This is a genomic window from Inquilinus ginsengisoli, from assembly GCF_050434925.1.
GTDB lineage: Bacteria > Pseudomonadota > Alphaproteobacteria > DSM-16000 > Inquilinaceae > Inquilinus > Inquilinus ginsengisoli_B.
On the sequence record NZ_JBNDJK010000001.1, the window covers coordinates 6393957 to 6413651 of the forward strand.

Here is a 19695-nt window from a genome sequence, read left to right on the forward strand (position 1 = left end):
AGGCAATACGCTCATATGCCCACCGCTGGTGTGCCGCGGCGGTTGCCGGCTCACTCCGCCGGCATCGGGGTCAGGCCGAACCGCGGATCATCGGCCTCGGCGGCCGATCCCGCGGTCTTGCGCCAAGCGTCGCGGGCCTCGCGCGGGCTGTAGCCGAATTCGCGCCGGAACGCCCGGGTGAAGTCCGAGGCCAGCTTGAAGCCGCAGCTGTAGGCGATGTCCTGGATCCGCCGCCCGCTCTCCTGGGTCAGGGCGGCATGGGCGGCGAACAGGCGGCATTGCTGGATGTAGCGCGACACCCCGCCGGACTGCTCGAACACCCGGTACAGGTTCGAGCGCGAGACACGCAGGTCCTGGGCCACGCGCTCCGGCGTCAGCTCGGGGTCGCCGAAATGCGCCTGGATGTGCGAGCGGGCGCGGTCGAACAGGATCGAGGCGATGGCGCTGCGCGCCTGCTCCTGCCGGTCGCGGGACGGCCCGACGCAGGCCGCCAGCATATCGGCCGTGGCCCGCCCCGCCAGCGCCAGCTCCTCCGGCGACATGCCGATCAGCCGCGCCTCGAGGCTGCGCAGATAATCGACCAGGAGTCCCGAGAGCGACCCGGTCAGGATGGCGCCCGCCGCGGCGTCGAAATTCGCCGCGGCGGCCACGAACAGGTCGCGCGGCAGGGTCAGGGACAGACCGCCATGGTGGGTCGCGTGGCCCCGGAACGGCTCGTCCAGCGACAGCAGGAACAGATCGCCCGGCCGGATATGGACCTGGCCGTCGGGGGTCTCGACCCAGATCTCCCCGACCGTCAGCAGCATCAGGCGCCAGCAGCCGATCGGCGTGCGCCGGCCCCCCGCCTGGCCGAGGGCATGACCGAAGGAATGGGCATCGGCATGGCCATAGGCCAGCCACAGGCCGCCCAGGCCGCAGGTCATGAACTCGGCGACGAAGCCGTGCGCGGGCGTCACGCCGGGCGGCAGGCCGACATCCATCAGCGGAGCGTGATGCGCGCGCCAGGCCTCGAACTGCTGCTCCGGCGCATAGGCCAGGGTCGAGACGCCGCGTGGGGCCGACGGCCGCCTGTCGCCGAAATCACGCGGCGCCGACGGGAACGGCTCCCACGCCAGCACGTCGCGATAATGGTCGAGCTGGACCCGGCCCTGCCATCCGGCGCGCACCGACGGCCCGGCCGCCGGTTGGAGATGAGGGTCTTCGCCCCGCCATTCCGGCGGCGGGCCCGGCAACGGATACGACATCCCTGCCACAGATCCGCCCGGGATCACGGGGGCGAGGCCGGTCAGGGCGCCGGCCGCCGCACCGTCCGCAAAAGGCCGGGCATCCGATCGGTTCATTCCGCCTTCCCGCATGACGAGCCGAGACGGCCCGGCGCCGATCTGCCCGGCTGGCGAGGGGCCGGCGTCTCCACGGCCCGCACCAGCGGCTGTCCATTCCTGGGACGCCGAAATGATTGCCCCGCGATTGTCGATCGTTGCCCAGACCATCTGCATATCGGTGAAGGTAATTTGCATATTCCTTAATGCTGCATCACCCGCAGCGCCGTTTGGTGCAGACCGATCTCCTAAATCGAGCAATTATTGTGGCAATCAGCGCATTCTGCGCAGCGAGGCGGCAGATTTTGGGCATAAAATATTACTAAACTGTAAACTGTATTTTAGATGACAAATCGAATTCGGGCCGGCAGAGAATGATTGCGAGTCATTCTCTTGAACAAACTTGGTTTCGAGGCGACGGAACTTGTCGACCGGTCTGGCCCGAATGCGGGGGCTAGGCGCGCGGCACGCGGCCGAAATGGCGCTTGTAGTTGCGATAGAAGGTCGAGGGGTTGGAGAAGCCGTGGTCCAGAATCACGCTCGCAACCTTCTGCCCGCCCGCCTCGATCTCGCGCCGAGCGGCTTCGAGCCGCGCCGTCATCACCGTCTCGTGCAGCGAGGCGCGGTTGTCGTAGAAGATGCTGTAGAGCTTGCGCTTCGATATCGCGAAGGTGCGGGCTAGAAGGTCGGCGCCGAGGGCCGGGTTCTTCACGTTCTGGGCGATGAAGCCCTTGATCCGCTGATACAGGCCGTGGTCGGGGCGCGAGGCGTCCTCGCCCTCGCCCCCTGCCAGATAGTCGCGGATCGCGGCCCCGATATAGTCGAAGATCGGGATGTCCCGCTGGCACGGCCCGATCTCCCCGCCTTCCGGCTGAACCAGATCGGCCAGGCCGAGGATGTAGTCCGCCAGCGCGGCGCTGGTCGCCACCACGACGCCGGACGCCTTGGCCAGGGCCGGCGGCTCGGCCCCGGCGACCTGGAGCACATCCAGCTCACAGGCGCCCGCCGTCCCGGCCGACAGCGCCAGGCTGAACCCCAGATCGCCGCTGACCACGACCACCGAATTCGGCGACAGCGGCCGCCCGCTCTCCCCCACCGTCAGGTGGCCGTTCTCGCGCAGGACCAAAACCAGGAAATGCGGCCCGCCGCAGGGACCGTCGCAGGGCCGGCCGAGGCGCGTGAGCACCCCGGGGGTGATGCGCAGATGGGCCGCCCCGCTGCAGCCGACGAGGTTGAACCGGATCGCGGCGCGGAAATCCACGCCGTCCGGCGTGAAGGTCGCGCCGAGCACGGAGTCGCAGACCTGCCGGGCGAACGCCTCCGCATCAGCGAAGAGGATCGATCCCGAGACGGAGTTGCCTTGCGTGGGGGCGGCGTGGGACGCTATCCGGCGCATCGGTCGGTCGGTGAAAGTGGGTGGGGGAAATCGCCCCCTGGGCAGACAGCATTCGCCTGCCTGGGGTCTGGTTGGCCCTGCATTACGGAACGAACCCCTCCATCCGTTCCGACCGATGCCTGGCAATCGTTTGCCGACCATAGTGATTGTCGGATTGTTTGCAAGATTTTTCTTCCGGCCCGCTGAGATCCCGGACGCCCCCGGCCAGCCCGCCACATTTGCAACAATTCTTTCATCGACGAGAGGGGGCAGAGGAGCACGGACGGCATGCCAAGGCGACCCAAGGACGGCCGGAGTTCGGGGCCGCTGATGAGCGATGTCGCGCGACTGGCGGGCGTCGCCACCTCGACCGTCAGCCGCGCTCTCACCGTTCCCGGCCGGGTCAACGAAGAGACCCGGCGGCGCGTCGCCGCCGCGGCGGAACAGCTGGGTTATATCCCGAACCCCGCGGCACGAAGCCTGCGCGCCGGCAAATCCACCAACATCATGGCCACCCTGCCGGGCCCGAGCACCATCTTCGGCGTCGCCCAGATCATTCCCGCGGTGGTGCAGAGCCTCTCCGCCACCCTCTCGGAACACGGCTTCGATCTCCTGTTCTGCAACCGCAACTCCCCGGCCGCCGAGCGGCACATCCTCGGCCAGGCCTTCGGCGGCTCCGTCCGCGGCGTGGTCGTGTTCGGAGCCGCGGCCCTGCCGTCCTACGGGTGCCGGTCGCTCGCCGATGCGGATGTCCCGGTGGTGTCGCTGCTGATCGACCGCAGCACGGCCGGCATCCCGAGCGTCATCACCAACGATCGCGGCGCGATGCGCGACGCCGTGCTTCACCTGATCGCCCTGGGCCACCGGACGTTCCTCTATGTCGCCGACCCGGCCGGCGGCTATCACGAGGCCGAGCGATTTTCCGGGCTGCTCGACGCCCTGGCGGCGGCAGGCCTGCCCGAGCGGGCCGTCATCCGCCATGGCGGGCGTCTCGGGTTCAACGACGGCCTGCGGGCCGGCGTCGAGGCGGCGCAGTCCTATCTGGCGATGAAGCGGCGTCCCACCGCCATCGTCTGCTGGGCCGACGACGGCGCGATCTCTTTCATCGGCATTGTCCGGTCGCACGGCGTCGCGGTGCCCGGCGACGTCTCGGTCCTCGGCTTCGACGGAGCCGCGGTCGGCGCGTTCTGCGATCCGCCCCTGACCACGCTGGCGCAGCCGACCCAGGATCTCGGGTCCCGCGCCGCGGAAATCATGCTGCAGCTTCTGGAGGACGCCAGCGCCGCGCCGCCGCTGAAGACGACGCTGTCGAGCCAGTTGCTCCTGCGGGCCAGCACCGACGCCCCGAGGAGCGCGCCGGCAAAGTCCACCTAGGTCCGGGAGCCACCGCCCGGCCGGCCTATCCGGCCCGCGGCGTCCGGCCGAAGCGGCGCTTGTAGTTGCGGTAGAAGGTCGAGGCGTTGGTGAAGCCGTGGTCGCGGATCAGGCTCGCCATCTTCTGTCCGCCGGCCTCGATCACCCGATGCGCCGCCTCCAGCCGCGCTGCCATGATCATGTCGTGCAGCGAGGCGCCGCTCTCGCCGACGACGGCGTACAGCTTGCGCTTGGAGATGCCGAATTCCCGGGCGATCAGATCGGCCCCCAGCTGCGGATGCCTGACATGGCTCTCGATGAAGGACTGGATCCGGTCGAGCGACCGCGCGCCCTCGGGCTCGGCCGCATCGGCCTGCTGCACATAGTCCCTGATCGCCCTGCGGATGTAGTCGAAGATCGGCATGCGCGCCGCCAGCGGCTCGTCCGCCCCCACCCCTTTGACGATCAGCCTGGCGTGGCTGGAAACGTAGCGCGCCAGCATGACGCTGGTCATGGCGATGCAGCCGGTCATCCGGCGCAGCTCCGGCAGGCTGGGCGCCGCGATGTGCAGCCAGTCGACCGTATGGCCCTCGCCGCCGTCGTCGACCAGCTGCAGCTCGAAGCCCCGGTCACCGTCGATTGCGGCGACCATGCCGGGCGCGAGGGCGCAGCTCTGCCCCCCGCTGATCAGCAGGCAGGCGCTCCAGGGCACCAGGACCAGATAGTGGTCGCCGAGGCGGGAGAAGCCCCCGGCCGGCCGGCGGATGATGCCGGGACCCGAGCGGATCTGGATGGCCCGGTGCCGGCCGACGAAGCCGAACAGCACATTGGCGGCCCCGGACTGGCTTCCCAGCGGCTCCAGCGCGGAATCGAGAAGCGGCTGGCACAACCGCCGGCAATGCTCGTCCGGGCCAGCGCACAGGATGGATCCCCAGGCAGAACTCTCTTGCATGTCTCAATGTCTGCAGCGTCGTCCTGCGTGCGGCGCGGTCATCCGGCCTCGCGATAGGACTCTGCTCTCACGAAGAGCATGAGATCGCCTTCACCGGGCATGGCAACATATCGGCGTCGCGGGCGATCCGGGATGGGCTCTGCCGAGCCCCGGGAGCTGCAAAGCATCATCGGCAACTCCGCGACTCCGACAAAGGAGTGACCTCATCTCAACCAGATGTCCGTTGCCTGGTCGGGGAGGCAAAACAGGTTCACGCAATCCATCAGGCAGGCCCCCTCGATTTGTGCTTTCCAAACCGCGCGGATAACTAAGCGTGATAAATTTAAATCACAATAAGTTTATTATCTCTCCCAAAATCGAAATAATTTTTCATTTTGAATTACAGAAAGACAGAGAGTTCCAAAAACTGGAAAAGCCGGGAGGCATTCCCCTGAATCCTTGCCACGTCCCGCTGCATCATGGTGACGTTATCATAGGGAACGTTCCCTGCCACCCCTGTTCCCGCGAACCGCCTGGACGATCGAGATCATCGGAAAATGTTCTTTGAGAAGGTAAAAGACGATCACCGCCATCCGACCCATAGCAGATCTTCGCCCAAAGCACGAGGCGCGACCCGCGGGCTGCCGGAGAGCGCAGCCAAGGCGGAAAGCGCCCGGCCACCGCGAGCATGGGACTTGGAATGTCGGAACCGAGGATCCGCCTGCGCACCGTCATGGCCGCATCGAAGCAGCCTGCCCCGCGGCCGCACCGATCGATAATGTCCTGCATAATTTGATATTACATCTGCGCAGGACGATATTCCAAGCCGCGCCAACCGGCCTGCCATCCCCGCTATATCGGATGCATGCGCGCCGACCCCGGCCTTCATCGCCGCCTGAACGGTCGCGGAGACGGATGCCGCCCCTCCGATGTCCCCGCCATTCCGGTGATGCAAGACGATGGTCATCCCCCACCAAACCACCTCGGCCGGCCAGCGGGTCACGACATCCGGCTCGATGCTGTATGAGGGGGGTGTCGACTATTTCCGGTCGCAGTTCTGCCAGCCCCTGCTGCATGCGGACTTCGTGCCGACCACCGATGTGCCGTTCCGGGTCACGGCCAAGCTCGGCATCGTCGACGATCATCGATCCCTGCGGCTGTACTGCACGCCCGGAATCCTGCGCCGCCGCGGCGCGCCGGGCAGCCCCGCCCCCGCCCATTGCCTGGTCATCGCCACCGGCAACAGCTGCGCGCTGCTGATCAAGGACCAGACTGTCCGGCTGAAGCCGGGCGCGGCCGTCGTCCTCGACGGCAACTGCGATTTCGATCTGGTCCTGGAGAAGGAGTCCGGGCGCTCCTGTCTCCTCGACTGGCTGCACATCACACAGGGCGCCGAGGCCCTGTTCCCGGGCCTGGAGGCCCTCGCGGTGATCAACAGCGAGGCGATCACGACCTATATCCGGTTCCACAACGAGCTGATGACCAGCGACCAGGGGGCGGAGCTGACCGCCATCCCGGAGGTTCCGTCGTTCAACCATCTGGTCGAGATCATCCGCGCCTATCTGCTCGGGATGGCTCCGTCACGGACTCACGACCGGGACCGGCTGCTGCTCCAGCAGATCAAGATGCACATCGCCGAGAACCTGAGCAGCCTGGACCTCTCGCCCGAATCCATCGCCCGCCACTTCGAGATCTCGCCTCGAAAGCTGTACGGCCTGTTCGAACGGCTGGGCGCATCCCTGCGCGAGACCATCATCACCCTGCGGCTCGAAGCCGCGCATCGCGATCTCGAGCAGGGCAGGAAGAAGGTGGCGACCATCCTGCTGGATTACGGCTTCAGCAACGCGTCGACCTTCTATCGGCTGTACAAGAAGCATTTCGGCCGGCCGCCGCGGTCCGGGCGGGGCATGGCGGTGCCGGCGGGCAAGCGCCCGGAGGCCTCGGCGGCGGACGACCCCTGACCGGCTAGGCCCAGAGCAGGGCGGCCGTCAGAGCCACGGGCAGCCAGAACAGGCTGGCCAGGCACACGCCGACGACGATCGGCTCCGGCCGCATGCTCTCGTCGCCCGGGCGACGGGAGCGCAGCTCGCCGACGCAGCGGCGGAGAAAGACACTCTCGTCCGTCGCGTCGAGCGGCCAGGGCGCCTCTGCCTCGGCCAAAAAGGATTCCGCGATCTCCGTGACCTCCTTGCCGCCGATCCACCATTGGGCCTGCCGCACGCTGCCGTCATTGGTCCACTCGATGACCGCGGGCCCGCTGGTCCGGTGCCGGCGGTGATGCAGGTACCAGTGCTCGACGCGGCTGCCGTCCCGGTTGTGGCGGACATAGGCGGGCCCGTCGATGCGGTGGGCGCCATCCGCGCTGAACCACCATTCGGACTTCAGCGAGCCGTCGGGGCGATACACGATCAGCGGCGCCTCGAAGCGGGTTCCGGGCACGTACCGGTCTTCCTGCGGGACGGCATGGCCCGGATCGCCCTTCGGATCCCTCGCGCCGTCTCGACGCGGCAGATAAAGCACGTTGTCGCTGCCGGGCTCGCCGTATTGCCGCTGATCTGAAATCGGTTCGGCGTCTCGGTCCATGATTTCCCGAACTCCATCCCCAGAAATTATTCGATTATTCACAGCCGACGGCACTGAAGACCAAAGAGAACGATATCCTGATCTCTGCAGATAGGTTCTTATTCTGTGCACCGCGGATTTGTTCGATTTTTTCGGAATAGGCAACGGAGCCGCCTCTCGCTGATCAGGCACCCGCAGATCCCTGCCCTCTCGGTGGATGCGGCCGGGCTGGGGCGGTACATTCCGTCGCGGCATCTTGGCATCGGCACCGTGGTAGATTAAATCCCGTTAGTCCCGGGCGATGTCTGACGGTCCCGGCTTTCGGAACCGAGATGGCCCCGTACGACGCATCCTTCCGCACCGGCATCCTGCCCGAGACACCGACGGCCCCCGCCCGCACGGTCGTGGTCGGGTCGTACAACGTGCACAAATGCGTCGGCCTGGACAGGCGCTTCGACCCGCTGCGCATCGCCGATGTGGTCGCCGAGCTCGACGCCGACGTGGTGGCGCTGCAGGAGGTCGACCGCCGGTTCGGTCGCCGTTCCGGCCTGCTCGACGCCGAGACGCTGCGCCGCGACAGCGGCCTGCATCTCGTGCATGTCTCCGACCTGCCCGACGGCCATGGCTGGCACGGCAACGCCCTGCTCGTGCGGGACGGCACGGTCACCCGCCTGCGTCGCCTGACGCTGCCGGGCGCCGAGCCGCGCGGCGCCATCGTCACCGAGCTGGCGCTGCCCGCCGGCCGGCTGCGGGTGGTGGCCGCCCATTTCGGCCTGCTGCGGCGCTGCCGGATGCGCCAGGCCGCGATGATCCTCGACGAGATCGCCGAGGGCGAGAGCATGCCGACGCTGCTGGTCGGCGACCTCAACGAATGGCGCCCCGGGCGCCGCTCCTCGCTGCGGCCGCTGGGCGCGCTGTTCGGGCCGCTGCAGGCGAGCCCGCCCAGCTTCCCCGCCCCGCTGCCGCTGATCTCGCTCGACCGCATCCTGGGCTGGCCGCAGGGCGTGCTGCGCCAGGTGGACGTCCATCGCAGCGCGCTGTCGCGGATCGCCTCCGATCACCTGCCGCTCAAGGCCGTGATCGACCTGGGCGTCTCCCTGCCGGCCGACACCACACGGCTGTACCAGGCCGCCTGACCCGGCGCCCGCTTCGGTGGGCCATCCCCCTTCGAAGGCCCCGCCTCGCTCCGGTCCGCAAGCTATGGCATCGTGGAGCGGCATCACAGGGAGGGGGCGATGCCGAAAGGCTTCAGGGCCGGACCGGCTCGATGGTGTGTCGTGGCGTTCCTGGTCCTGGCCGGATGCGCCGGACCGCGAACCCCTGAAGGCTCGACGCCGATCCTGCCCCGGCCGGGAGAGGTCGCCGTCCAGGGCCGTTATGTCCATGCCGGCTCGGGCATGGCTTTTCCGACCGAAGGCACGGCCGCGGGCTCCCGTTTCGTCCGGGTCACGGTCACGCAGTATGACGACAAGGGACGGGATGTCGGCGCCAACTACGACGTGCGGACATCCTCAGGCCGGATGCGGATCTCGGCCCATGTCTATCCGGTTCCGACACCATTCAGCCTGCGCGGACCTGAAGGAACCGACGAGACTGTCATTCGCACGTCGGAGTCTCTACTTCGCGGCGAGCTGTGTCGGCAGGAATTGGGTCGACGGGAGCAGGAGCTTGTAGCCTTCCATCCCGAGGCGCGGCTGATCCGGGAGGACACGGTCGCGCCGCCGCATAACGAAGCCGGCGTGCCAGGGCACGTCGCGATCTATGAAACCAACGATTTTATCAACAACACGCCAGGGTTGGTCCGTTCGGAAATCTACATCTTTTGCTATGTCGAACGCCTCTGGATCGTGAAGTACCGAGTCACGCCAGTCCATGACGACGCGTCCGGGGCCGTTCTCGCCGCCTTTATGAAGCAGGTGCCCTGGGCGTCGAACGTGCCGCGTTAGCTCCATTTCGATCTTGGATCACCGCACCGTCCTACCCACATGGTTGTGTCGGTATCGGCATTGAGTCAGTCTTCATTGTCGCCGATCGCCCAGCGCGGGCCCGGCCAACATGGAGCCGATGGCATGGCCAAGGTCCTCGCCTGTATCGACGGCTCGATCTACTCCCACAGCATCTGTGATCTTTCGGCCTGGGCGGCGTCGCGGCTGAACCAGCCGGTCGAGCTGCTGCATGTGCTGGGCCGCCGTGAGGTGTCCACCATCCCGGTCGACATCAGCGGCACGCTGGTCGCCTATTCCCAGGACATCTTGGCCGAGCTGGCGGCGATGGACGAGCAGCGGGCCGGCCTGTCGCAGAAGCGCGGCCGGCTGATCCTCGACGAAGGCCGCACCCGGCTGAAGGAAGCCGGCGTCGCCGATGTCGTCACCCATCTCTACAATGGCGACCTGGTCGAGACGGTCGGCGAGTTCGAGCCGGATGCCAGCGTCATCGTCATCGGCAAGCGCGGTGAGGCGGCCGACTTCGCCAAGCTGCATCTCGGCTCGAATCTCGAGCGGGTGGCGCGCGCGGCGAAGAAGCCGGTGCTGGTCGCCGCCCGCGCCTTCAAGCCGATCCGGCGCTTCCTGATCGCCTTCGACGGCGGCCCGAGCGTGACCAAGGCGGTCGAGCTGATCGCCAACGGCCAGTTGCTGCGCGGGCTGGAGGGCCATCTGCTGATGGCCGGCAGCCCGGACGAGGAGGCGGAGGCCAAGCTGGACGCCGCCGAGGCCAGGCTGCGCGACGCCGGCTGGGACATCCGCGCCCGGATCCTGCCGGGCGAGCCGGAGGCGGTGATCTCGGCCGAGGTGGCGGCGGCCTCGATCGACCTCCTGGTGATGGGCGCCTATGGCCACTCGCGCATCCGCAACCTGATCATCGGCAGCACCACCACCGCGATGGCGCGGTCCTGCCTCATCCCGGTGCTGATGATGCGGTGAGCGGCGACAGGCTCTCCCGCCGCATCAGCCACAGGCCGACCCCGCAGCCGAGGACGCACAGCGCCAGCATGTAGTGCAGATGCGCCAGCGGATCCGCGGCGAGCAGCAGGGGCACCACCACCGGCGTCAGCCCGCCGAACACGGCGTAGGAGACGTTGTAGGAGAAGGACAGGCCGGTAAAGCGGATCGCCGCCGGGAAGGCGCGGACCATGACGAAGGGCACCCCGCCGACCACGCCGACGAGAAGACCGGCCAGGGCATAGGTCGGCAGCAGCAAGTCGGGGCTGGCCGCGCCCTTGGTGTAGAGCAGCCAGACAGCGATCCCCAGCAGCGGGCAGCCGATGGCGAAGAACCGCCCCGCCCCGATCCGGTCGATGATGAGGCCGGCCAGGATGACGCCGGCCGTCAGCCCCAGCGTGGCGACGTTGTTGGCCAGCAGCGCCTGCGTCGGCGGCACGCTGTGCAGCTTCTCGAGCAGCGTCGGCGTCATCAGGATGACCACGACGATGGCGCCCGACAGCAGCCAGGTCAGCAGCATCGACACCAGCACCGCGCCGCGGTGGTCGCGCAGCACCGCCTTCAGCGGCAGCTCCGCCGCCAGCGCCTTGCGGGCCTGCATCTCCTGGAAGATCGGGGTCTCGTGCAGCATCCGGCGCAGATGCACCGACAGCAGGCCGAAGGCGCCGCCCAGCAGGAAGGGCAGCCGCCAGGCCCAGCCGGCGATCTCGGCCTGGCCGAAGCTGCTGTTGATCGCGGTCGCCACCAGCGATCCCAGCAGGATGCCGGCGGTCAGCCCCGCGGTCAGCGTGCCGCAGGCATAGCCGATGCGGTTCGCCGGCACATGCTCGGCCACGAACACCCAGGCGCCCGGGACCTCGCCGCCGATCGCCGCCCCCTGCAGGATGCGCAGCACCAGCAGGGCCACCGGCGCCCAGACGCCGATCTGGGCATAGGTCGGCAGCAGCCCCATGCCGAGCGTGGCCGCCGCCATCAGCAGGATGCTGAGCGTGAACATCCGCTTGCGGCCGAACAGGTCGCCGAAATGCGCCATGACGATGCCGCCCAGCGGCCGGACCAGATAGCCGACCGCGAACACGCCGAAGGTCTGGAACTGGCGCAGCCAGTCCGGCATGTCCGGCGGGAAGAACAGCTGCCCGATCACCGCCGCGAAGAACACGAAGATGACGAAATCGTAGAATTCCAGCGCGCCGCCGAGCGCGGCCAGGCCGAGGGTGCGGTAGTCGCCGGCGGTCAGGCGCCGGGCCGACGGAGGGTCGGCGGCGATGGCATGGGTCATGTCGGGCTCTGCCGTTCGATGAACGATTTGTCGTACCAAAGGGGTCGGTCGGGGACCCTAGAGCAGCGCAGCTTGCTCCGGCAGCGCTACGGCCGCATGTCGGGGTCCACGAAACCCGTTGCATCCGTCATCGAACCGTTCGGTCTTCGGATAGCGCCTCATCCGGCTATCATGCCGAAGCCCAACCCGATTGCAGGAGGACCGGTCGTGGCCAAGAGAACGGTTGCCGATATGATCGCCGATATGCTGGCCGATGCCGGGGTCCAGCGGATCTACGGCATCGTCGGCGATTCACTGAACGGGCTGACCGACAGCCTGCGCCGGAAGAAGACGATCGACTGGATCCGGGTGCGGCATGAGGAGGTGGCGGCCTTCGCCGCCGGGGCCGAGGCCCATCTGACCGGCGAGCTCGCGGTCTGCGCCGGCAGCTGCGGGCCAGGCAACCTGCACCTGATCAACGGCCTGTTCGACTGCCACCGCAACCGCGTGCCGGTGCTGGCGATCGCGGCGCATATCCCGAGCTCGGAGATCGGCCGCGGCTATTTCCAGGAGACTCACCCGCAGACCCTGTTCCAGGAGTGCAGCCATTATTGCGAGCTGGTCTCCGACCCGGCGCAGCTGCCCGGCGTGCTGGAGATCGCGATGCGCGAGGCGGTGGCCAAGCGCGGCGTCGCCGTCGTCGTCATTCCCGGCGACGTGGCGCTGAAGGAGATCGGCGACCGGCGCCATTCCCCATTCCTGCTGCCGGCGCAGCCGGTGGTGGTGCCGGCCAAACCCGAGATCGAGCGGGCGGCCGCCCTGCTGAACGAGGCCCGGAGGGTCACCCTGTTCTGCGGCCGCGGCTGCGCCGGCGCCCATGAGGCGCTGATGGGCCTTGCCGAGACGCTGAAATCCCCGATCGTCCACGCCTTCGGCGGCAAGGAGTTCGTCGAGTACGACAATCCCTACGACGTCGGCATGACCGGGCTGATCGGCTTCTCCTCCGGCTATTATGCCATGATGAACTGCGACGTGCTGCTGATGCTGGGCACGGACTTCCCCTACCGTCAGTTCTATCCGGCCGATGCGCGCATCATCCAGGTCGACATCCGGGCCGAGAATCTGGGCCGGCGCTGCAGCCTGGAGCTGGGGCTGGTCGGCGATGTGCGCGAGACCATCACGGCGCTGCTGCCGCGGCTGGAGGTCAAGGACGACCGCGAGCATCTCGACGCCGCGCTGCAGGACTATGTCAAATCGCGCGAGGGGCTGGACGACCTGGCCACCGGCAAGGCGGGCCGGCCGCCGATCCACCCGCAATACCTCACCAAGCTGGTCAGCGACCTGGCCGACGACGACGCGGTCTTCACCTTCGATGTCGGCACGCCCTCGGTGTGGGCGGCGCGCTATCTCAAGGTCAACGGCAAGCGGCGGCTGATCGGGTCGCTCAACCACGGCTCGATGGCCAATGCCCTGCCCCAGGCGATCGGCGCCCAGTCCGCCTATCCGAAGCGGCAGGTGGTGTCGCTGTCCGGCGATGGCGGCCTGACCATGCTGATGGGCGACCTGATCACGCTGAAGCAGCAGAACCTGCCGGTGAAGGTGGTGGTCTACAACAACGGCGTGCTGGGCTTCGTGGCGATGGAGATGAAGGCGACCGGATTCCTCGACACCTACACCGACCTGGAGAACCCGAACTTCGCCGCCATGGCGGAATCGATGGGCATCTTCGGCATCCGGGTCGAGGATCCGGGCGAGGTCGAGGACGCGATCCGACGCGGCCTGCACCATGACGGGCCGGTGGTGATCGACGTCGCCACCAACAAGCTGGAGCTGATGATGCCGCCCACTGTCTCGGCCAGCCAGGTCGCCGGCTTCGGCATGTACATGCTGCGCGCCGTGATCAACGGCCGCGGCAGCGAGCTGATCGAGCTGGCGAAGACCAATCTGCGGCGATAGGGCGCGACGGCCGAGCCCAGGAAGGTCGGGAACGGGGAGCCGGCGGCTCCCAGATACAGGATGGCCGGGCCGATCCGGCCATCCCCGCCCGACTCCACGACAGGTCGCCTCATGATCCGGATGTACGGCTTCTGGCGCTCGGCTGCTTCCTTCCGCGTCCGCGTCGCGCTGAACCTGAAGGGGCTGCCCTATCAGGAGACGATGATCGATCTCGACGCCGGCGAGCAGCACGCGCCCGGCTATCGCGCGGTCAATGCCCAGTCGGTCGTGCCCTCGCTCTTCGTCGATGACGGCCCGCCCCTCACCCAGTCCCTGGCGATCCTCGAATATCTGGAGGAGACGCATCCGCAGCCGGCGCTGCTGCCGGCGGATGCCCGCGGCCGATCGCGGGTGCGCTCCCTGGCGCTGCTGTTCGCGGCCGACCACCATCCGCTGATCGTCCCGCGCGTGCGCCGCTATCTCGCCGACGAGCTGCAGATCGACGAGGCGCGGCGGACGGGCTGGCTTCGCCACTGGTTCCGGGAAGGGCTGGTGCAGGCGGAGCGGCGGCTGTCGGCGGAGTCCGGCACAGGGCGATTCTGCCATGGCGACACCCCCACCCTGGCGGATCTCTGCCTGATCAGCCAGGTGGCCGGCGCCCGGGGCTTCCAGATCGACACCGCGGAGCTGCCCACCGTGCACCGGATCGCGGAGGCCTGCCTGACGCTGGACAGCTTCGCTCGCGCCCATCCGCTGCGCCAGCCGGGCGCGCCGGCGTCACATTAAGCCGCTCACACCCGCTCCAGCGGGCGGTGCGGCTGCGGCGGCAGCTCGATTCCGATCGGGTCGCCGGGGCACACCGTGCCGCCGGCCAGGACGATGCCCATCACCCCGGCCTTGCGCACCAGGTTGCCAGCCTCGTCGCGGCCCAGCACCTGCTTCAGCAGGCCCTGCTGGAAGCCGTCGATCTGGCTGCAGGGGTTGCGCAGTCCGGTGATCTCGACCACGGCGTCGGGGCCGAGCCGCAGCTTGGCGCCCGTCGGCAGGCCGAGCAGGTCGATGCCGCGGGTGGTGACGTTCTCGCCCAGGTCGCCCGGCACCACGGTGAAGCCCGCGGCGGCCAGCTCGTCATGCAGCTCGCTCTGGATCAGGTGGACCTGGCGCAGATTGGGCTGGGTCGGGTCGGCCTTGACCCGCGAGCGGTGCTTCACCGTGACGCCGAGATGGGCGTCGCCCTCGACCCCGAGCCCGGCCAACAGCCGGATCGCATCGAGCACCGGCTTGCTGAAGCTGTGGGTCGGGCTGAGGCCGACCGCGGTCACCGTGGCGGTCATGCCGACGCGCCCTTCAGCGGATAGCGGCCGGTGACGAGGAACGGGGATTGCCGGTCGGCCTGCTCGTAGACCGCGATCGCATCGATCCGCAGCGGATCGATGCAGACCGGCGCGGTGCGCTCTGCCAGCAGGGTGCGGACGCGGTCATGCTCGGCCTTGTCGGTCAGGCGGGCGGTCAGGGTCATGTGGAAACGGAACTCGTCGAACACATAAGGGTAGCCCCAGCGCTCGAGGTGGCGGTCCTGCGCCGGGGTCAGCGGCGACCGGCGCCGCCGCTCCAACTCCGCCGCCGTCAGCGGGGCGCGGAACCGGTCGAAGGCCTCGACGCAGGCATCGGCAAGGCCATGCACCGCCGGCGCATCGGCCGAGGGTACCAGCGCCAGGAAGCCGCCGATCGAGGCGAGCGCCAGCGCCGGGCCAGTCGCAGGGGCGCGGCCGGCCGCGAAGGCTTCCGCCGCCGCATGCAGCGCCTCGCCCGACACGCCCTCGGCGAGCGGGAACGGCGCCTTCAGCGTGGCGTGGAAGCCGTAGTGCCGGGCGTCCTTGGTGATGGCGTGGAACCGGTCGGGGTCGAGGCCGTCGAGCCGCGGCTGCGGCCGCGCCTCTCCCGTCTCCGGATCGCGGCCGAGCAGCTCAGCGCCGAGCTCCGCCAATACGGATGCGGGAGGCGGGGCGAAGTAGATCGCGTAGCGTCGGGTCATGTCGTCGTCTCAAACATCGGTCGGACAGGGAGTTCGCGTTGCCTGTCCCACAAGCGAGACCCTCTCGGAATTCCAACACCGTCATTGCGAGCGCAGCGAAGCAATCCATCGGGCCGCAAGAGCGGAGGCATGGATTGCTTCGTCGGCTTCGCCTCCTCGCAATGACGGGGTTGGAATGGGTGCTGCGAAAAGGTCCCGCAAGCGGGAGAGGCAACGCGACGGTTCATCGGCCTATCCCGTTCAAGCAACCCGCTTGCCGGCGCGCCAGACGGCGCGGATGTGCGGCACGCCGTCGATCAGGCGGAAGCGGACGAGGTCGGCCCGCAGCCCCGGCGCGATCCGGCCGCGGTCGTCGAGGCCCGCCGCCTTGGCCGGGTTGGTGCTGACCAGCGCCACCGCCTCCGGCAGGCCGAGCCCGACCGGTGCCTCGGCCAGCAGGCAGACGGCGTGCAGCATGCTGATCGGCACGTAGTCCGAGGCGAGGATGTCGAGCAGACCGGCCGCCGCCAGGTCCGCCGCCCCGACATTGCCGCTGTGCGAGCCGCCGCGGACGACGTTCGGCGCGCCCATCAGGATCGACAGGCCATGGCTGCGTGCCGCCTGGGCCGCGCTTGCCGTGGTCGGAAACTCCGAGATCGAGACGCCGAGCGACACCGCCTCGTCGACATGGGCCGGAGTCTCGTCGTCATGGCTGGCCAGGGCAAGGCCGCGGCCTGCGGCAAGCTCGGCGATGGCGAGGCGATGCCGGTGGGCATGCGCCTCCTGCGATTCCTGGCGCTGCCTCATCAGCACGTCCAGCTCCGCCTCGCTGTAACGGTGGCGGTTGGCCTGGCGCCATTTCTCGACCTGCGCGTACTGCCGCTGGCCGGGCGTGTGGTCCATGATCGAGAGCAGCCGCACCGCCGGGTCGTCGACCAGCACCTGGAGGTAGTCGAGCACATGTGGGTCGGCGACCTCGCAGCGCAGATGCAGGAAGTGGTCGGCCCGCAGCATGTCCTGGCGGCGCGCCGCCTCCAGCCCGTCGACCATCGGCCGCAGCAGGCTCCCGCGCGGCACGCCCTTGTGCTCGCCCATCAGCGAAAGGCTGTCGAACACGGTGGTGATGCCGGCGGTGGCGACCTGCGCGTCATGCGCCATCGCCGCCGAGACGTTGTTCCACATCACCCCCGGCCGTGGTGCCACATGGCGCTCGAGATGGTCCGTGTGGAGGTCGATCATGCCGGGAATCAGGTAGTCGCCATCGGCATCGTCGCCGACGATCGAGCCTCCCTCCTCCATCGCCGCGATACGGCCGTCCTCGACCCGCAGCGTTCCGGTGACGACGGCCTCGGGGGTGACGATCCGGGCATTCGAGAAGATCAGATCCGTGCTCATGCGGCCGCCTTGTAGAGCGTGACGTCGAAGATCCGGGTCGCCACCCGGTCGCGCACCGCCGTGTCGTGGAAGATCCCGACGATGGCGGCGCCGCGGGCCTTGGCCTCCTCGATCAGCTCGATGACCACGCGCCGGTTGTCGGCGTCGAGCGAGGCCGTCGGCTCGTCGAGGAGGAGGATGGGATACTCCATCGCGAAGCCATGCGCGAGATTGACCCGCTGCTGCTCGCCGCCGGAGAAGGTGGCCGGTGGCAGCAACCACAGGCTTTCGGGCAGGTTCAGCCGGGCCAGCAGGGTGCGGGCGCGGCGCTCGGCCTGCGCCTCGGCGACGCCGGAGGCCAGCATCGGCTCCTTGACGATCTCCAGCGTCGGCACGCGCGGGATCACCCGCAGGAACTGGCTGACATAGCCGAGCGTCCGGCGCCGGACCTCGAGGATCCGGCGCGGCGTCGCCGCGGTGATGTCGACCGGCGCGCCGTCGTGCCGGATCAGCACCCGCCCGGCCGAGGCCAGGTAGTTGCCGTAGAGGGTGCGCATGAAGGTGCTCTTGCCCGCGCCGGACGCGCCGCCCAGCACGACGCATTCGCCCGCGGCCACGGTGAAGTCGACGCCGTCGAACACCGGCAGCCGGACGCCGCCCTGATTGTGGAGAACGAAGGTCTTGGACAGGCCGGAGACCTCGATCATCGGACTCGTGTGCGGCATGGCTCAGACCTGCAGGACGGAAGAGACGAGGAGCTGGGTGTAGGGGTGCTGTGGGTCGTCCAGCACCTGGTCGGTCAGGCCGGTCTCCACCACCCTGCCGTGCCGCATCACCATCAGGCGGTCGGCCAGCAGGCGGGCGACGGCGAGGTCGTGGGTGACCAGCACCACGGCGATGCCGAGCCGGCGCACCAGCCCGCGCAGCAGGTCGAGCAGCCGGGCCTGGACCGAGACGTCGAGGCCGCCGGTGGGCTCGTCCATGAACACGAGGCGCGGGTTGGTGACCAGGTTGCGGGCGATCTGCAGCCGCTGCTGCATGCCGCCGGAATAGGTCGCCGGCCGATCGTCGATGCGGCCGAGGTCGAGCTCGACCTTCGCCATCCAGTCCTGCGCCTGGCCGCGGATCTGGCCGTAGTGCCGGGCACCGACGGCCATCAGCCGCTCGCCGACATTGGCGCCGGCGCTGACCTCCATGCGCAGCCCGTCGCGCGGGTTCTGGTGCACGAAGCCCCAGTCCGTGCGGGCCAGCATCCGCCGCTCCGGCTCCGACAGCGCGTAGATGTCGATCAGCCCGCGAACCCGGGTGTCGAAGGCGACCGTGCCGGCGCTCGGCGGCAGCCGGCCGGAGATGCAGTTGAGCAGCGTGGTCTTGCCCGAGCCGCTCTCGCCGACGATGCCCAGCACCTCGCCGGGCGACATCTCGAAGGAGACGTCGCGGCAGGCGGCGACGGTGTCGCCGTACAGCTTGGTCAGGCCCTCGACCCGCAGCAGGATGTCGCCGCTCATGCCTCGGCTCCCTTCGGCTCATGAGCCTGCTCGCCATGGGCTTGGTCGACCGCGCGGTTGTACGCGGCCAGCGCCTCGCCGCTCAGGGCGCCGTGATGGCCGGCCTCGCGCCGGGTGCGGCAGTGATGGCTGTCGGAGCAGACGAACATGTGCCCGCCGGCATCGTCGAGCACGACCTCGTCGAGATAGCTGTCCTCGGCGCCGCACAGGGCGCAGGGCTGGTCCCAATGCTGGATGTCGAAGGGATGATCCTCGAAATCCAGGCTGACCACCCGGGTGTGGGGCGGGATGGCGTAGATCCGCTTTTCGCGCCCCGCCCCGAACAGCTGCAGGGCCGGGTTCATGTGCATCTTCGGATTGTCGAATTTCGGGATCGGCGACGGCGACATCAGATACCGGCCATGCACCATCACCGGATAGGAGTAGGTGGTGGCGATATGGCCGTAGCGGGCGATGTCCTCGTACAGGCGGACATGCATCAGCCCGTAATCGGCATAGCCATGCATCAGCCGGGTCTCGATCTCGCGCGGCTCGAGCTGCCGCAGCGGCTCGGGCTGCGGCACCTGGTAGACCAGGATCTGGCCCTCCACCAGCGGCTGCTCCGGGATCCGGTGGCGGGTCTGGATCACCGTGGCCGCGCCGGTGTCCTCGGTCGTCGCCACCCCGGCGACGCGGGCGAAGAAGCGGCGGATGTTGACGGCGTTGGTGGTGTCGTCGGCGCCCTGGTCGATCACCTTCAGCACGTCGTCCGGCCCGATGATGCTGGCGGTGACCTGGATGCCGCCCGTGCCCCAGCCATAGGGCACCGGCATCTCGCGGCCGCCGAACGGCACCTGATAGCCGGGGATCGCCACGGCCTTCAACAGCGCCCGGCGGATCATCCGCTTGGTCTGCTCGTCGAGATAGGCGAAGTTGTAGCCGGGGTCGCGGGCCACGCTGGTCGCTGCGTCAGACATCGCTCTGCCCCCTCACCCGAAATCGCTGCGCGATTTCGACCTCTCCCCAGGGAGAGGTGAAACTGCGCTTGGTTCCATTTCCCTCTCCTCGGGGAGAGGGAGGGGCCCAGCCCACTTGGGCTGGGAGGGTGAGGAGGTGGCGCCGCCCCACCCTCTTCGTCACGATACCGG

At 68.6% G+C, this 19695-nt stretch carries 18 protein-coding genes; 7 read left to right on the forward strand and 11 right to left on the reverse strand.

Translation table 11 applies throughout. From position 1 onward, the window contains the following. Positions 1–50: 50 nt before the first annotated feature. Both QFZ27_RS30430 and QFZ27_RS30435 read right to left on the reverse strand, forming a co-directional pair. Entirely contained in the window at positions 51–1166 is a 1116-nt protein-coding gene (locus QFZ27_RS30430; RefSeq protein WP_429230193.1) for an AraC family transcriptional regulator, read from the reverse strand. A gap of 607 nt (positions 1167–1773) precedes the next feature. Next, positions 1774–2715, reverse strand: coding sequence for a helix-turn-helix domain-containing protein (locus QFZ27_RS30435; protein WP_429230194.1), 942 nt, complete (start codon positions 2713–2715; stop codon positions 1774–1776). A gap of 309 nt (positions 2716–3024) precedes the next feature. On the opposite strand from QFZ27_RS30435, the gene QFZ27_RS30440 reads away from it, so the two are divergent. Next, entirely contained in the window at positions 3025–4068 is a 1044-nt protein-coding gene (locus QFZ27_RS30440; RefSeq protein WP_429230195.1) for a LacI family DNA-binding transcriptional regulator, read from the forward strand. 25 nt (positions 4069–4093) lie between these two features. Here the strand turns inward: QFZ27_RS30440 and QFZ27_RS30445 are convergent, their stop codons facing one another. Next, complete coding sequence (locus QFZ27_RS30445; protein WP_429230196.1) at positions 4094–4999, reverse strand: helix-turn-helix domain-containing protein; 906 nt, start codon at positions 4997–4999, stop codon at positions 4094–4096. A 938-nt stretch (positions 5000–5937) separates the two neighbouring features. Between QFZ27_RS30445 and QFZ27_RS30450 the strand changes: the two genes are divergently transcribed. Then, positions 5938–6939, forward strand: coding sequence for a helix-turn-helix transcriptional regulator (locus QFZ27_RS30450; protein WP_429230197.1), 1002 nt, complete (start codon positions 5938–5940; stop codon positions 6937–6939). A 4-nt stretch (positions 6940–6943) separates the two neighbouring features. Here QFZ27_RS30450 and QFZ27_RS30455 read toward each other — a convergent pair whose 3' ends face one another. Further along, positions 6944–7561: a hypothetical protein gene (locus tag QFZ27_RS30455; RefSeq protein WP_429230198.1), complete on the reverse strand. Its 618-nt coding sequence runs from the start codon at positions 7559–7561 to the stop codon at positions 6944–6946. 311 nt (positions 7562–7872) lie between these two features. Here QFZ27_RS30455 and QFZ27_RS30460 point away from each other — a divergent pair, with 311 nt between their 5' ends. The 3 genes from QFZ27_RS30460 to QFZ27_RS30470 all read left to right on the forward strand — a co-directional run bounded on the left by QFZ27_RS30460 (position 7873) and on the right by QFZ27_RS30470 (position 10461). Then, positions 7873–8676 (forward strand): endonuclease/exonuclease/phosphatase family protein, encoded by an 804-nt coding sequence (locus tag QFZ27_RS30460; protein WP_429230199.1) that lies wholly within the window; start codon positions 7873–7875, stop codon positions 8674–8676. Between the two features lie 99 nt (positions 8677–8775). Then, positions 8776–9486 (forward strand): hypothetical protein, encoded by a 711-nt coding sequence (locus QFZ27_RS30465; protein ID WP_429230200.1) that lies wholly within the window; start codon positions 8776–8778, stop codon positions 9484–9486. Positions 9487–9609: 123 nt separating this feature from the next. Next, positions 9610–10461 carry a universal stress protein gene (locus QFZ27_RS30470; protein ID WP_429230201.1) on the forward strand — a complete coding sequence of 284 codons (852 nt, stop codon included), beginning with the start codon at positions 9610–9612 and terminating at the stop codon, positions 10459–10461. Here QFZ27_RS30470 and QFZ27_RS30475 read toward each other — a convergent pair. Further along, the gene (locus QFZ27_RS30475) at positions 10436–11758 is read right to left on the reverse strand and encodes an MFS transporter (RefSeq protein ID WP_429230202.1); all 1323 of its coding nucleotides are present in this window, start codon (positions 11756–11758) and stop codon (positions 10436–10438) included. The two genes, QFZ27_RS30470 and QFZ27_RS30475, sit on opposite strands and share 26 nt — an antisense overlap. Positions 11759–11965: 207 nt before the next feature. Here QFZ27_RS30475 and poxB point away from each other — a divergent pair, with 207 nt between their 5' ends. Beyond that, complete coding sequence (poxB, locus tag QFZ27_RS30480; protein WP_429230203.1) at positions 11966–13693, forward strand: ubiquinone-dependent pyruvate dehydrogenase; 1728 nt, start codon at positions 11966–11968, stop codon at positions 13691–13693. A 111-nt stretch (positions 13694–13804) separates the two neighbouring features. Continuing rightward, positions 13805–14458: a maleylacetoacetate isomerase gene (maiA, locus tag QFZ27_RS30485; RefSeq protein WP_429230204.1), complete on the forward strand. Its 654-nt coding sequence runs from the start codon at positions 13805–13807 to the stop codon at positions 14456–14458. 5 nt (positions 14459–14463) lie between these two features. On the opposite strand, the gene QFZ27_RS30490 is transcribed toward maiA, so the two are convergent. The 6 genes from QFZ27_RS30490 to QFZ27_RS30515 form a co-directional block, all read right to left on the reverse strand. Beyond that, positions 14464–15006, reverse strand: a complete 543-nt coding sequence (locus QFZ27_RS30490; RefSeq protein ID WP_429230205.1) for an MOSC domain-containing protein — start codon at positions 15004–15006, stop codon at positions 14464–14466. Continuing rightward, positions 15003–15707 (reverse strand): DUF1045 domain-containing protein, encoded by a 705-nt coding sequence (locus QFZ27_RS30495; protein ID WP_429230206.1) that lies wholly within the window; start codon positions 15705–15707, stop codon positions 15003–15005. Before QFZ27_RS30495 ends, QFZ27_RS30490 begins: the two co-directional genes overlap by 4 nt. A gap of 240 nt (positions 15708–15947) precedes the next feature. Then, positions 15948–17081, reverse strand: a complete 1134-nt coding sequence (locus QFZ27_RS30500; RefSeq protein WP_429230207.1) for an alpha-D-ribose 1-methylphosphonate 5-triphosphate diphosphatase — start codon at positions 17079–17081, stop codon at positions 15948–15950. After that, positions 17078–17785: a phosphonate C-P lyase system protein PhnL gene (gene phnL, locus QFZ27_RS30505; RefSeq protein WP_429230208.1), complete on the reverse strand. Its 708-nt coding sequence runs from the start codon at positions 17783–17785 to the stop codon at positions 17078–17080. The genes QFZ27_RS30500 and phnL overlap by 4 nt, the downstream gene beginning before the upstream one ends. A gap of 3 nt (positions 17786–17788) precedes the next feature. Beyond that, positions 17789–18568, reverse strand: coding sequence for a phosphonate C-P lyase system protein PhnK (phnK, locus tag QFZ27_RS30510; RefSeq protein WP_429230209.1), 780 nt, complete (start codon positions 18566–18568; stop codon positions 17789–17791). Beyond that, positions 18565–19524 carry an alpha-D-ribose 1-methylphosphonate 5-phosphate C-P-lyase PhnJ gene (locus QFZ27_RS30515; protein WP_429230210.1) on the reverse strand — a complete coding sequence of 320 codons (960 nt, stop codon included), beginning with the start codon at positions 19522–19524 and terminating at the stop codon, positions 18565–18567. The genes phnK and QFZ27_RS30515 overlap by 4 nt, the downstream gene beginning before the upstream one ends. Between the last annotated feature and the right edge of the window lie 171 nt (positions 19525–19695).

What these genes read in the sequence shown, in the direction of transcription:
- QFZ27_RS30450 (WP_429230197.1), top strand. Translation starts at nt 5,938, where the DNA reads ATGGTCATCCCCCACCAAACCACCTCGGCCGGCCAGCGGGTCACGACA.
- QFZ27_RS30445 (WP_429230196.1), bottom strand. Translation starts at nt 4,999, where the DNA reads ATGCAAGAGAGTTCTGCCTGGGGATCCATCCTGTGCGCTGGCCCGGAC.
- QFZ27_RS30500 (WP_429230207.1), bottom strand. Translation starts at nt 17,081, where the DNA reads ATGAGCACGGATCTGATCTTCTCGAATGCCCGGATCGTCACCCCCGAG.
- QFZ27_RS30435 (WP_429230194.1), bottom strand. Translation starts at nt 2,715, where the DNA reads ATGCGCCGGATAGCGTCCCACGCCGCCCCCACGCAAGGCAACTCCGTC.
- QFZ27_RS30470 (WP_429230201.1), top strand. Translation starts at nt 9,610, where the DNA reads ATGGCCAAGGTCCTCGCCTGTATCGACGGCTCGATCTACTCCCACAGC.
- QFZ27_RS30495 (WP_429230206.1), bottom strand. Translation starts at nt 15,707, where the DNA reads ATGACCCGACGCTACGCGATCTACTTCGCCCCGCCTCCCGCATCCGTA.
- QFZ27_RS30475 (WP_429230202.1), bottom strand. Translation starts at nt 11,758, where the DNA reads ATGACCCATGCCATCGCCGCCGACCCTCCGTCGGCCCGGCGCCTGACC.
- QFZ27_RS30515 (WP_429230210.1), bottom strand. Translation starts at nt 19,524, where the DNA reads ATGTCTGACGCAGCGACCAGCGTGGCCCGCGACCCCGGCTACAACTTC.
- maiA (WP_429230204.1), top strand. Translation starts at nt 13,805, where the DNA reads ATGATCCGGATGTACGGCTTCTGGCGCTCGGCTGCTTCCTTCCGCGTC.
- phnK (WP_429230209.1), bottom strand. Translation starts at nt 18,568, where the DNA reads ATGAGCGGCGACATCCTGCTGCGGGTCGAGGGCCTGACCAAGCTGTAC.
- QFZ27_RS30460 (WP_429230199.1), top strand. Translation starts at nt 7,873, where the DNA reads ATGGCCCCGTACGACGCATCCTTCCGCACCGGCATCCTGCCCGAGACA.
- phnL (WP_429230208.1), bottom strand. Translation starts at nt 17,785, where the DNA reads ATGCCGCACACGAGTCCGATGATCGAGGTCTCCGGCCTGTCCAAGACC.
- QFZ27_RS30490 (WP_429230205.1), bottom strand. Translation starts at nt 15,006, where the DNA reads ATGACCGCCACGGTGACCGCGGTCGGCCTCAGCCCGACCCACAGCTTC.
- QFZ27_RS30440 (WP_429230195.1), top strand. Translation starts at nt 3,025, where the DNA reads ATGAGCGATGTCGCGCGACTGGCGGGCGTCGCCACCTCGACCGTCAGC.
- QFZ27_RS30455 (WP_429230198.1), bottom strand. Translation starts at nt 7,561, where the DNA reads ATGGACCGAGACGCCGAACCGATTTCAGATCAGCGGCAATACGGCGAG.
- QFZ27_RS30465 (WP_429230200.1), top strand. Translation starts at nt 8,776, where the DNA reads ATGCCGAAAGGCTTCAGGGCCGGACCGGCTCGATGGTGTGTCGTGGCG.